This window comes from Pseudolactococcus hodotermopsidis (genome assembly GCF_011170085.1).
Classification (GTDB): domain Bacteria; phylum Bacillota; class Bacilli; order Lactobacillales; family Streptococcaceae; genus Pseudolactococcus; species Pseudolactococcus hodotermopsidis.
In genome coordinates this window covers 1-13930 of the sequence record NZ_BLLI01000023.1, presented here as the reverse complement: position 1 = coordinate 13930, position 13930 = coordinate 1, and the positions used below count along the sequence as shown (strand labels likewise).

Genomic DNA, 13930 nt, shown 5'->3' with positions numbered 1-13930 from the left:
TGAGGTATGAAAAAATAATGAACTCTAAAAACTGGATTTTACTGAAAGAATTGGTAAAAACTGATTTTAAATTACGTTATCAAGGTAGTGTCATGGGGCATTTGTGGTCTATTTTAAAACCAATCATGTTATTTAGTGTCATGTATATGGTTTTTATCCATTTTTTACGATTTGGTGATGGTGTTCCTCACTTTGAGGTGGCTTTGCTTTTGGGGATGGTTGTCTGGAACTTCTTTCAAGAAACAACGGTAATGGGTTTAACTTCAATTGTATCCAGAGGAGATTTACTTAGAAAGTTAAGTTTTCCAAAAGAGATCGTTGTTGTAGCAGTATCTGTCAATGCTCTCATCAATTTGATGATTAATTTAGTAGTTGTGTTGGTGTTCGCTGTTATCAATGGTGCAGACGCTTCTAAATATGCGCTTTTAGCTCCGTTTTTACTTGTTGAACTTTATGTCTTTTCATTAGGAATTGCTTTTTTACTTGCGACTTTGTTTGTTCGCTTTAGAGATATTTCGCCTATCTGGGAAGTAGTCATGCAAGCAGGGATGTATGCAACGCCAATCATTTATCCTGTAACGATGGTTATGGAAAAAAGTACCATGGCAGCAAAAGTTATGATGTTAAATCCTTTAGCGCAGATTATTCAAGATGTTAGATTTATGCTAATTAGCGACCAAAATGTTATTGTGAGTCAACTTCTTTCTTGGAAATATGCCTTTATTCCTTATGTGTTACCGTTTATTGTTTTTATCATAGGTTATGTTGTTTTCAATCAGAACTCGAAAAGATTTGCGGAGATTATTTAAAAAATGAGAGATAATATTGCGGTCAAGGTAGAAAATGTCAAAAAATCATTTCGATTACCTACTGAAAGCACAAATAGCCTAAGAACTGCTCTTGTCAACTATTTTAGAGGTATCAAAGGTTATCGTGAACAAGAAGTCTTGAAAGACATTTCTTTTGAGGTTGAAAAAGGTGATTTTTTTGGTATTGTTGGACGAAATGGTAGCGGGAAGTCAACATTACTAAAAATTATTTCGGAAATCTACGTTCCTGAACATGGGAAGGTCGAAATTGACGGTCGCTTGGTCTCATTTATTGAGCTTGGTGTGGGATTTAATCCAGAGCTGACAGGAATAGAAAACGTCTATCTTAATGGTGCATTACTAGGTTTCTCAACGGAAGAAGTTGACGAGATGTATGATGAGATTGTTGATTTTGCTGAACTCCATGATTTTATGAACCAAAAGCTCAAAAATTATTCTTCAGGCATGCAAGTTCGATTAGCTTTTTCAGTTGCGATTCAGGCAAAATCAGATATTTTAGTTTTAGATGAAATTTTGGCTGTTGGTGATGAAGCTTTTCAAAGAAAATGTAATGAATATTTCTTGCAAGCTAAAAAAGAAGGTAAAACAATTATCTTGGTCACGCACGATATGAGTTCTGTGCGGAAATATTGTAATAAAGCGATTATGATTAAAGAAGGTGAAGTAATTGCTAGTGGTGAACCAGCAGAAGTTGCTGCTGTCTATACAAATGCTAATTTTGAAAAAGTTGATACATCAGAAGAAGATTTGCATAAGAAAAATCCTAAATATAAAACTGGTTGTAATGAGAAAGTACCAACTTTTGAATTGGAGTTGCTTTCAAAAGAAGTTTTATCGTCAGCTGATGAGCTTTCTTTTAAAATAAGCTATGATATTCGAGAAGATGTGCCAAGTGGTGTGGGCTTTTCAATTATTGATTTGTCAAGTGGTGGTGCGTTTTCAATCATTGACGACGGTTGTGTTGCACAAGAAATTTTCATACCTTGGACACAAGTTGCAGGAATTGTTGAGAAAACCTATACTTTACCTCTAAATTCTTTTAATAATCGTGATTTTAAGATAGTTGCGACAGTTTTTACAGGTACAAGTATGAGAGGTGATTATTCGCCAATCGCTTTTATTGGCGTTGATAGAGGGCTTGATTTCTTTGTTCGAGATGACAATGGTGTTTTTGGTCCTTTGTTGAAAGAGCAAGGGAGATTTAGTTGAAATTTGTTAGATTAAGTAGGAATATAGAGCTGATGATATGAAAAAAATTCTATTCTTGTCTCCTTTGGGAGGCAGTGAAAATGGTGCTGATATTGCAATGAACCATCAAATGACCTATTTAAGTCGTTTGGGTTATGATATTCACTTGATTACGGCTGTTGTGAATACAGTAGAGTTCGATGTGTTTCTAAGGCAAAATGACATCAAACATCATTTACTTGACTACACTTGGTGGTATGATAGCAATTTAAAAAATGATGGAGATGCAGTAAGAAACACTAAAGCTATTACTAGCATTGTATCAATACTTACCAAAGAAAAGATTGACACTGCGATAACGAACACAGCCAATATTCCACAGTTAGCCATAGCTGCGGCACTTTGTAATGTGCCTCATCTATGGCTCGTGCATGAGTTTCCAGAGGGCGAGTTTGCCTATACACAAGAAAAGTATGATTTTATTGGTTCGTTTTCAAATGAAATTTTAGCTGCGAGTGATGTATTGGCTGAAAATATTACGAAACTATCAAGTAAAACGCCAATTAGTTATTTTAACCCGTTTACAGATGTCTCAACTGTTACAATTGGGGAGAATAACAGCCCAACTCGATTAGTTTCTGTTAATACGGTAAATGGTGAACGGAAAAATACGCAAGAATTAATTGAAATTTATGGACGTTTGCAAAAGCAGTTTCCAAAGTTAGAACTAGTTGTAACGGGAGCCATCGTTAATGAAGAATATTATGAAAAATTAAAAGAATATATATCAAATCATCACATACAAAATGTAACTTTTTTAAATGATTATGAATCCAACTGGCGAAATGTTAATACAATGGATATTTTTGTTAATACTTCAGCAATGGAAACTTTTGGTTTGACCATGATTGAATGCTTAAAATTAGGTATTGTAACGGTAGTTGCTAATAATTATGCGACTGAATCAATGGAAAAACTAGGTTATCTTTCTGATGATGATATTTACGAATTGGGTAATATAGAAGAGGCAGTTGCTAAAATTTCAGCTAAGTTAAATGATTTTGCTAAAGCTAAGCAATGGGCGCTTACTTTACAAAAAAAAGTTTTGTCTGAGCAATCTATTGAAAAAATAACGAAAAATTTGCTTTCTGCGATTGAAAAATATGATAGTAATCCACGTCGGGAATTGCGTTATTTCAGACAACAAGCTATTGCAACAAGTAATGAATTAGATGTGAGAATGCAGCTTATTGAATCGAATCGTTTTACGTTAGAGGAGCGTTTAGCGATAATCAATGAGCAAAGTGGTGTTTTAGAAGAACGTCTAGCTTTGATTGAAGGAAAAGATAAACTTTTAGAAGAACGTCTAACTTTAATTGTAGAAAAGGATAACCTTTTAACGGAACGTTTAGCTATGATTGAAGCACAACAAGAAAAATTGACTAAAATCGAGCGTAATAAGTGGTATAAAATAGGGCGAAAGCTTGGCATATTATAAGTTAAGGAAAAAAGATGAAAAGAATAGCAGTCTACTTTTTTTATGATAAACAGGGGATAGTTCACGATTATGTTACTTATTTTTTGGCAGATTTCAAAAAAAATGTGTACAAAATTATTACAGTTGTCAATGGTAGCTTAGACGAAGAAAATAAGAAAAAGTTGTTAAAATATGGCGAGGTTTTAGAACGTGAGAACTATGGTCTTGATGTTGGGGCATATAAGGAAGCAATTACTCATATTGGTAGCTCCCTTTCAGATTATGATGAATTGATTTTGCTCAATAACACGATTATGGGACCTTTGTATCCATTTAGCGAAACATTTGAAAAAATGGATGCGATGTCAGAAATCAATTTTTGGGGTATTTCAAAAATGGGAGAAATGCAGTTGCCTCCTCATTTGTTAGAAACAGCTTATTACGGCTATTATCCTGAACATATTCAATCTCATTGGATTGCCATTCGCTCGTCTTTGTTTAATACGGATGATTGGCGCAAATACTGGTCAGATATGCCGGAAATTACGTCTTATGATATGAGTGTGGGACGGCACGAAACGGTTTTTACACGTTATTTTGCTGATTTAGGGTATCAATGGACAGTTTCTGTTGATACGACTGATTTTTATCCTCAAACTGTTGCGCCAATTTATTATATTCCACATCTTATGGTAAAACATCTCAGATGTCCGATTTTTAAAAAGCGTGCAACGTTTAATGACTTACAGCAATACGTTGAGCAAGGAAACGGTGAACAAAATCCAGAGTTGTTTGAGTTTATTAAGAATCAGACAGACTATCCTTTTGAATTGATTGCGTCAGCAGTTTTGCCGAATTATCATTATTATGATATTTATAAGAATATGGCAAATGTTGCAATTATGCCAGCAGATTATGCACAGTCTGTAAAAATTGAGTTAAAAGTTGCTTTTATCTTGCATTTGTATTTTGAAGATTTGTTAGATGATTATTATGCTTATGCGGCGAATATGCCTGAAAATGTTGATATATATATCACAACAAGCAAGGAAGAATTAGTTGTAAAACTCAGAAAAAAGTTTGCTACTTTATCAAATAAGGTCAAAGTAATCAGAGTTAATAATAGAGGACGTGATGTTTCGGCATTGCTAGTTGGTATGAGGGAAATTGTTGCAAGCTGTGAATATGATCTAATCTGTTATGCACATGATAAGAAAACGACACAACTTGGCAATCAAACCGTTGGTTATAGCTTTGCGCATAAGTGTAATGAGAATATTTATGGTACAAAAGCATATGTATCTAACGTTATTAGTTTATTTGAGCAAGATAAACAGTTAGGGTTGGCAGTTGCACCTGAACCTAATCATGGCGATTTTTTTTGGACGGTCCAAAAAGAATGGACACCAGACCCTAACAATGTCGAAAATACGAAAAATCTTCTGTCAAAACTAGGTGTTAACGTGCCAATAGACGGTGAACACCAAGTTGTTGCACCATTAGGGTCAGTTTTTTGGTTTAGACCTGCGGCAATGAAGAAACTTTTTGATGTTGAATGGCAGTATGCAGACTTTCCAGAAGAGCCGTTACCAGTGGACGGGACAATTTCTCATGCAATTGAACGTTCATATCCATTTATTGCACAGGATGCTAATTTTTACACGAAAACAATCATGACTGATCGATATGCGGCAGTAGAGTATTTGAATCTTAAATTCTATTTGAGACAATTGACCAAGCAACTTGCTGTATTTCCAGAATTTGATTTGCAAGGGACTTTAGCTGGAAAATTAGAGGCAATAAATTTATTGACAACGATTGCTAATAATAATAAACAGGCTGTTAGAGCAAGCAAAGTGAGATATTTTCTGTCGCGTGTGAAGCGTTTTACCGTGAGAAAATTAAAACGCAGGTAAGCAAGGATAAGCAATGAAAAAAAGATTGAAACAAAAATTGGGTCAAATTCCTTTTGTGAGAAAACAATATGCGAGGTTGAGATGTACGCAGTCAGTTAATCTAATGGTAAGTTGGCAAGATGATTTACTAGTTAAGATGATGCCGTCTAGTGCAGAGCTTGAACGTATGGCAAGAGAGAGTGAGCAATTTGCGATTAGACCGTTGATTTCTGTTATTATGCCGACTTATAATACGGATTTAAAAATGCTCAATGAGGCGATTCGGTCGGTTCAAGCGCAGGTTTATACTAACTGGGAATTGATTATTATTGATGACTGTTCGCCAGATCAAGCTGTGAAAGAAAGCATTTTTAATCATGTTACTCAAGATGTGCGAATAAAACATATTTTCTTGCTTGAAAATCGTCATATTGCTGGTGCGACAAATGAAGGTTTTAAATTAGCAAAAGGTGACTATGTTGCTTTGTTTGATCATGATGATTATCTTTATCCGAATGCTTTATATGAAAATGTTAAGGTAATTAATCAGCAGCCAGAAATTAAATTTTTATATTCTGATGAGGACAAGATTGATGAGCTTGGCAATCGGCATTTTGATGCGTATCTTAAACCTGATTTCAATTTTGATTTTCTACGTTGTATGAATATTATCACGCATTTTGTTCTCTTTAAAAAAGAACTTTGGACAGAATTGGGTGGTGAAGATGCCAAATATAATGGCGCTCAAGACTGGGAATTTGTGATGCGTTTGACTAACATGTTGGCGTCACATGAAATTTTTCATATTGATAAAGTAATTTATTCGTGGCGAGTTCATAGCGCTTCAACGGCAATGGCGACTGGTGCTAAGCCTTATGTACCAGAAGCGCAGCGTAATTTATTGCGAAAAGATCTTAAAAATCGGGAACAGTTTAGTACCAAAGTTTATGAAAATTATGAGGCTTTAGGGCAATGGCTTTTCCAATATCCAGTTATCGGCAATCCACTTGTCAGTATTGTAATTAATGGGTCAGATGCGACAGGAGATTTAGAAAATTTATTAAATTCGATTTTCATCAAAACTTCTTATTTTAATTTTGAAGTTGTTGTGTCAAATGCTAGTGAAATTGCTGATAAGTACAAGAAAAGACACGATAATGTAGTAGATGATATAAATGGTGATTATATCATTGCTATTAACCCCAATTTTGAAATTTTAACTTTTGATTGGCTTGAAAAATTACTTGGACAAGCACAAAGAGATGATATTTCCTACGTTATGCCAAGAATTGTTGGACGGGAACCTCATATTGTTGAAAGTGTTGGGCTTGCAATTTCTAAAAATGGTGAAGTACTCAATTTACTAAATGGTTTTAATATGTTAGGACACAGAACTTTAACAGAACATATTCATCTGACAACCCATCATTATGTGACAGGGGTTAATCCGAATTGTTATATGACTTCAAAAGCATTATTTGAGATGAATACTGATATAATTGCCGAATCAATTAAAGTGAGTCAAGGAAAATTTTACAATGTTTTTGTTAGTGATGTTCAGGTTAAAAACAACAGTCAGTCATCAATCTCTAAATCTTTAGGTATTTATAAAGAATTTGAAAATTTCCATGATACGACTGTCAACTCAAATTTTTTGGCAATCGAACAGAATTATAAACGAGGTGAAAAAATATGAAAATAGCTATAACAGGTGCTAACGGCTATATTGGTCGTCATGTTGTTAATGCAGCTATTGCTGCTGGTCATGATGTTTATGCGATTGATTTTAACTTTAAAAATGTGCCAAGCGAAGCTAAAAGAGTTGAGCTGAACATTTTTAATTCTCAAAAAGATGTTTATCAAGAAATGAATGAACCAGATGTTTTGATTCATCTGGCATGGCGAGACGGTTTCATCCATAATTCTGAGCAACATATGAAAAATCTTTCTGCTCATATTGCTTTTATCCGAAATTTTGTCAAACATGGTGGCAAAAATGTTGCTATTATGGGTAGCATGCACGAAGTTGGTTATCACGAAGGTGCAATTGATGAAAATACTCCTTGTAATCCCTTGTCGCAATACGGTGTTGCTAAAAATGCTATGCGTCAGTCTTTGATGTTAGCTGCTGATGAACTGAATTTCAATCTTTATTGGTTACGTGCCTATTATATTTTTGGAGATGATCGCGTTGGTAGCTCAATTTTTGCGAAATTAACGCTTGCGGCTGACGAGGGTAAGAAGACTTTCCCATTCACGACAGGTAAAAATAAGTTCGATTTTATCTCCGTCCAAGAACTTGGTAAGATGATTATTGCAGCAGCAACTCAGGATAAAATTACTGGAATTATCAATGTTTCAACAGGTAAACCCAAATCGCTTGCAGATCAAATTGAATGGTATATCAAAGAACACAACTGGGATATAAAATTAGAATACGGCGCATTTCCAGATAGACCTTATGATAGTCCTGGGGTTTGGGGGGATGCGAGTAGGATTGAAAAAATAATGATGGATAATTAGAGGATGATATGGAAAAAGAAAGATTGTTCTATCTGGATTTTATCAGAGCGATAGCTGTTATGATGGTTGTCTTAACACATTATAACGCTAATTTCATTGGTTACAATGGAGCAGCCCAATTTAACAAGATTGTTCTAACTGAATTTCCTTTTGGGATCTATTTAGGAGATTTAGGAGTTGGGCTATTTATGCTCATATCTGGAGCAGCTATGTGGTATGTTTATGGTAATAAAAAGACGGCTTATTTTTCTTTTGTCAAGAAAAGGTTAATTTCGATTTTGCCGATGTTTTACATTGCTTACCTGGGTGCTTTTCTCTTTAACTTTTGGCAAAATAGAGGATTCTCAACAAATAACGTATCTGTAAAATATTTTATTAGCACGTTATTTGGCTTTGATTCTCTTTTGGCAACGGTAGGTGTGCAAAATTTTATGTTAGTGGGCGAATGGTTCATTGGCATGATTATTATTATTTATTTTTTATTTCCGCTGTTAAAGAAGTTAGTTTCTGAAAATGAAATTATTGCAATATTCTTCTCTATTTTCTTACTAGTCGTTTTTAATCTATCTATTTTAGCAGATAATAAAGCATGGCGCATTCTTCAATTGACGATTGGTTTTGTACCGATTTTTGTGCTAGGGATGTTACTTCAAAAATATCTTTCTTTCTTTAAAAATAAGTTATTTGTTTTACCAAGTATAGCGATTTTGATTTTGAATGCTGTTTTAAAACCTGAGGTAATTCCAGAAAAAATTCAGATGTTTTATATCAGTTTGGCTGTTTTTATCCTTGTTTTAGTTTTGTCACCATTATTTGAATATGTGATAATAAGAAACGTTGTTGATGTTATTAGTAAATATTCTTATCCAATTTTCTTGATACACCACTTTATTACCAATAAAATGGTCAATCATTTTGATATTCAAGCAATTAGTGTAAAAGAAAGTTACCTGTTATTTTTAATAATATTACCTGTTGTTTTCTTTTTTAGTTGGAGTTTGTTAAGACTGACTAATATGGGGAAGAAATTTTTGAATAATGGTAAGGATTATGTAGGGAGAAAACCATGAAAACTAGAATGAGTAAACGAAGTAGCACCCAAAATACGATATTTGCTAGTGTTGTGATGTTTGGCCTATGGTCGCTTGTTTCAGCTCAAAGCCCTTTTTATCTGGATGATTGGGGATGGGGAATGTATAAATTAGTACCAGCGACAATAAATTATGGTGGTCGTTTTATCGGTAATTCCTTTGAGATAATTTTAGCAAGTTCACATAATCAAATCTTGAACGGTTTATTCAAAGGTGCCGTTTTGACCTTTATTTGTCTTATGGTTTGCCTTATCAGTGGAAAAATAAGTCTTGCAAGAATAGTCATCTTTAACACTTTGTTTTTATTGACTAGTATGAGAATTATTTACGAATCTTTTATTTGGACAGCTGGTTTTGTAAATTATACTTTACCTTTCGTTTTTGTATTACCTGTTGTCTTGATTAATCAAAGATTAAAAAAACAGACTTACAGTAAGCGAATAGCTATTACTTTAAAAATTATTTCTTTGACCTGTATTTTTGCATCAGGATTTTTCTTGGAAAATTTATCAACAACTATGATTTTTTATTTAGGGACAGAATTCATTTTAAATTTGATATTTGAAAGGAAAAACAGGCTTTATAGCATTTTAGCTATTGTGACATCAATGCTCTCTTTTGTGATTATGATGTTGCACTCTGAACGCTTTACTAATAAAGACGGATATAGTATGAATTCATTTAATTCTATTGGTGAATTGATTCAAAATGCCAAAAATGTTCATTTAATTATCATAAATGATTTATTCCATAATAATACTTTTCTCTTTATGTTTATCTCATCTTTATTCTTTGTTTTTCTGATAACAGTTTTGCTTAAATTAACTGATAAAAAAGAGCGATTTCTATATCAATTGACAATCATACAAGTTATCTTAATTTTTCTTTGTCCAACCTATCAATTTATTATTTTGAGTCCAAGCATGATAAATGATCGCGTTTTTTTTCCTAGCATTATTGTTTTAATTCTTAGTGGGCTTATCTTGTATAATTTTATTGAAAAAGAAGTTTTAAATCAAAAATTTTTAAATTGTTTCGTTGGTTTTATCTTTGTGTGTAGCTTAATCTTTCCAACTTTCTTTTTTGTTGATATGTCGAAATGGAATGTTAGGCTCAATGAAGCCAATGAAAAAGCAATCACTCAAAAAATGGATATAGATTATTCAGGGATGAGGCCCGAGTATCATGTTTATTATTATAATGATGCCTATGGTCCAGTAATAGCCTCACCTTGGATAAACGCCTATAAAATTTATTACAAAATACCTGAGGAAGTGACCATAAAATGAAGAAATTATCCATTGTTATTCCTTGTTATAATGAACAAGAAACAATTGAGCTTTTTATAAAAGAAATGGAAACAATTGAAGCTAATATGGTGCTTCAATTTGAATACCTCTTTATCAATGATGGCTCGAAAGATAAGACTTTAAATGTGCTGAAAAATGTAGCAACTTCCAAAAAAAACGTCAAGTATCTGTCTTTTTCGCGTAATTTTGGTAAAGAAGCAGCGCTTATAGCTGGTCTTCGAGCAGCAACAGGAGATTTTATAACAGTAATGGATGTTGATTTACAAGATCCGCCAGATTTATTACCAGAAATGTATCAAAAACTTCAAGAAGGTTATGATATTGTTGGCACAAGACGTTCTAATCGTGTGGGAGAACCAGTTATTCGTTCTTTCTTTGCTAAAAGTTTTTATAAGCTCGTTAATAGTATTTCGGATGTTAAAATGGTTGATGGTGCAAGAGATTTTCGTTTGATGACACGGCAAGTTCTTGATGCTATTTTAAATTTAAATGAAGTCAATCGTTTTTCGAAAGGTTTGTTTTCTTGGGTTGGTTTTGATACCTATTATATCTCCTATGAAAATCGTGAGCGTTCAGCGGGTAAGACAACTTGGAATTTTTGGTCATTATTTAAATATTCACTTGAAGGGATTATTAATTTTTCTGAAGCACCTCTTAATATTGCAACATTTATCGGTATTCTGAGTTGTATTCTTTCGGTTCTTGCCATGATTTACTTTTTCTTGAGTAATTTGATAAGTCAAAATCCAGTTCCTGGCTGGCCTTCACTGGTTTGTATTATTCTTTTTCTGGGAGGTTTGCAACTATTTTGTTTGGGAATAGTCGGTAAATATATCGGAAAAATTTTTTTAGAAGTTAAAAAGCGACCAAATTATATTATCAAAGAAGATAATATAAATGAGAAATGATAGGTAGAAAAGAAAATTTAAAAATGAATGTTGAGTTTAAAAAAAGATGTGGTAAATATTGGCAATCGGTAGTTTTTGTTATCCTGTCAATAACTGCTGTTTTTGGCAAAGTTAATTTTAAAGTAGTCGATCTAAATGAGATCTCTCATATGACAGAAATTGTATTTATAGTTTTTAATTTGCTAGCAAATATTTCTAGTTTGGTTGTGTTTACACTATCAATTATTCTGATAATAAAAAGAGAAAAATTGTGGCGTGTTTTAATGAAAACTTTCGTTGTATTATTTGCTTATCAGGCTGTTAATATTATAATTGTTACGACACAGCAACTATCGATTTTTGAAATCTCTTATTTTAATTTTGATTATATAAGAGATTCATTAGCTTCCTTTGAGACTCATTATCCATTGATTAAGCTTTTTGTAATTAGCTTTATTCTTGCTTTGGTACTAAATATTCTTGTTTTACCAAAATTAAATGTAAAGAATTATACCTCTAAAGTTAAAATAAATGGTAAATTAATTTGGACTAATTTACCATTTATTTTAGTTGCCTTAAATCCTTATTTTCTAAATTATTTGACTGCTCATACAGGAGATGTATATCTTCTAATTAATAAAAACGTTAGATATTTATGGCAAACTTTGCTTGCTTTAATGTTTATTTATGCTTTAGCTTGGATTTTTTATAATGGGGTATGTGATTTAACTTTAAATAAATCTAGTTTTTATTTAGCTTTTACAACATCGGCTTTCTTGGCGCTTATTTTTGAGATGACTTTGCAATATACAGTTGGGATAGATGACACGTGGAAGCTGATTGCTATCGGTCAATATATCGGTTGGTTTGTCTTGTTTCAATTATTCTTTTTGATTTATGCTTTAATTAATCGCTTTGTAGTTGCAACCGCTCTAATTGTTACCTTGTTTACAGCTTTAACTGTGGGAAGTGATTTAAAATACAAGTATCGAAGTGAGCCAATTTTTGCGACGGATTTAGTTTGGCTTAAAAATATTAAGGAATTGACTGGATTTGTTGATTCTAAACTTATTTTTATTGCAGTTGTTTTGTTGATTTTGATTATTGCGATGACCATTTTTGCTGTAAGAAAAGTTTATAAAACTGCTATTTTTAAGCACCATTTTAGCCGTTTTTGGGGTATAACTTTATCGGCGAGTCTATTACTAATCGTTAATTATAATGTCAATCAGTTAGAAGTTTCAAAAAGAATACCGTTGCCTGTTATTCGAAAAGATGCTATTGATACGAATATGTTTATAGGTGAGAGAAGTATTGCTATCCGATTTTCTCTTCCATACATTTGGTTGCGAGAAATGGATAGTCGAGTAGCTCTGAAACCAGAGGGGTATTCTGAAGTTAAGATGAAAGAAATTAAAGATAAGTATACGAAATTAGCAAAAACAATCAATGCAACACGACAACAAGATATTTCTGACACGACAGTTATTTATATTTTGAGTGAATCTTTCTCTGATCCAACTAGAATTGAAGGGGGAACTTTCTCTGTTGATCCGATTCCTAATATTCGTTCGTTGGTTGAGAATGACGGGGGGTACATGTTTAGTTCAGGTCTAGGTGGTGGAACAGCTAATATGGAGTTTGAGACCTTGACAAGTTTATCGCTCAATAATTTTACTTCAGCAGGAAAATATCCATATGTGACTGTTATTCCTAAAATGACGTATATACCAACTATTAGTAATCTGTTTGAGAATAAGATGGCAATACATCCGTTTGAAGCAAATGGTTATAATAGAAAAAATGTATTTGAAAAAATGGGAATACGCTTTATCGCTGATGGTACTGATGAACAGATTTCTGGGCAATATCGAAAAATTGTGGGTCAGCAATTGTATATGTCAGATGAAGGAGTCTACGATGAAGCACTTAGAAATATGGATGAGGGTAATCAATTTTTTCATCTCATTACTTTACAAAATCATATGCCTTACAACGAGGGAAATTACGATGAACCAGATATTTCAGTTAAAAACTCAACCTTATCTGATGATACTTTGACTCAACTCCAGACGTATACGCAAGGCATTATGATTACAGATACAGCAACTCAAAATTTTCTTGCTCAACTTGAACAGTTGAATAAGAAAATTGCCGTTGTGTTTTGGGGCGATCATTTACCTGGGATATATCAAGGAAATAAGGAATTTGTTAAAAATTTTACGATGAATAAGAGTCATTTGACTGATTATTTCATCTGGAGTAATTATCAGACTGAGATGGTTAAAAAAGAGGTAATTGCACCTTATAATTTTACATCATTACTGCTTGAGAAAACAAACTCTTATGTCAGCCCTTACTATGCTTTTGAAACAGAGCTTTTGAATAAAGTTCCAGCAATAGAAATGTCGGATGTTATTGAGGATAATCAAAAAGTTACGGCTGAAAGCAAGTACCAATTTTCAAAAGAGCAAAAACAACTTTTGAAAGATTATAAATTGATTCAGTATGATTTGACAAATGGTAAACAATATTTATCTAAAGATAAAAACTTTTTTGAGGAATTTGTAAAATAATTGTGAGAATACACAGTAATTTGGTGTGTCAAGCGAAATTGAAAATGTCCCAAAAAAAGTCTAAACATGAGTTACATTTTGCTAAAGCAAAATTTGCTTTTAGATTCCATTTTTGATATTATTGAGTTATGATTTAGGCTGAATTTTCAGCTT

At 32.9% G+C, this 13930-nt stretch carries 10 protein-coding genes; all 10 read left to right on the top strand.

Annotated features, from left to right (window positions below; translation table 11 throughout):
* Positions 1-17 precede the first annotated feature (17 nt).
* From Hs30E_RS04955 to Hs30E_RS04910, 10 genes are read left to right on the top strand one after another with little or no spacing between them, the layout of a single operon-like run.
* Positions 18-809 carry an ABC transporter permease gene (locus tag Hs30E_RS04955; protein WP_172208467.1) on the top strand — a complete coding sequence of 264 codons (792 nt, stop codon included), beginning with the start codon at positions 18-20 and terminating at the stop codon, positions 807-809.
* A 3-nt stretch (positions 810-812) separates the two neighbouring features.
* Entirely contained in the window at positions 813-2039 is a 1227-nt protein-coding gene (locus Hs30E_RS04950) for an ABC transporter ATP-binding protein (RefSeq protein WP_172208465.1), read from the top strand.
* A 37-nt stretch (positions 2040-2076) separates the two neighbouring features.
* Positions 2077-3516, top strand: a complete 1440-nt coding sequence (locus Hs30E_RS04945) for a glycosyltransferase family 4 protein (protein ID WP_172208463.1) — start codon at positions 2077-2079, stop codon at positions 3514-3516.
* A 14-nt stretch (positions 3517-3530) separates the two neighbouring features.
* On the top strand, positions 3531-5411 hold the full coding sequence (locus Hs30E_RS04940) for a rhamnan synthesis F family protein (protein WP_172208461.1): 1881 nt from the start codon (positions 3531-3533) through the stop codon (positions 5409-5411).
* A 13-nt stretch (positions 5412-5424) separates the two neighbouring features.
* Positions 5425-7086: a glycosyltransferase family 2 protein gene (locus Hs30E_RS04935; protein WP_172208459.1), complete on the top strand. Its 1662-nt coding sequence runs from the start codon at positions 5425-5427 to the stop codon at positions 7084-7086.
* Positions 7083-7913, top strand: coding sequence for an NAD-dependent epimerase/dehydratase family protein (locus Hs30E_RS04930; RefSeq protein WP_172208457.1), 831 nt, complete (start codon positions 7083-7085; stop codon positions 7911-7913). The genes Hs30E_RS04935 and Hs30E_RS04930 overlap by 4 nt, the downstream gene beginning before the upstream one ends.
* Positions 7914-7921: 8 nt before the next feature.
* Positions 7922-8983 carry an acyltransferase family protein gene (locus Hs30E_RS04925; RefSeq protein WP_172208455.1) on the top strand — a complete coding sequence of 354 codons (1062 nt, stop codon included), beginning with the start codon at positions 7922-7924 and terminating at the stop codon, positions 8981-8983.
* On the top strand, positions 8980-10293 hold the full coding sequence (locus Hs30E_RS04920; RefSeq protein WP_172208453.1) for a DUF6056 family protein: 1314 nt from the start codon (positions 8980-8982) through the stop codon (positions 10291-10293). Before Hs30E_RS04925 ends, Hs30E_RS04920 begins: the two co-directional genes overlap by 4 nt.
* Positions 10290-11222: a glycosyltransferase family 2 protein gene (locus tag Hs30E_RS04915; RefSeq protein ID WP_172208451.1), complete on the top strand. Its 933-nt coding sequence runs from the start codon at positions 10290-10292 to the stop codon at positions 11220-11222. The genes Hs30E_RS04920 and Hs30E_RS04915 overlap by 4 nt, the downstream gene beginning before the upstream one ends.
* On the top strand, positions 11219-13777 hold the full coding sequence (locus Hs30E_RS04910; protein ID WP_172208450.1) for an LTA synthase family protein: 2559 nt from the start codon (positions 11219-11221) through the stop codon (positions 13775-13777). The genes Hs30E_RS04915 and Hs30E_RS04910 overlap by 4 nt, the downstream gene beginning before the upstream one ends.
* Positions 13778-13930: the final 153 nt, after the last annotated feature.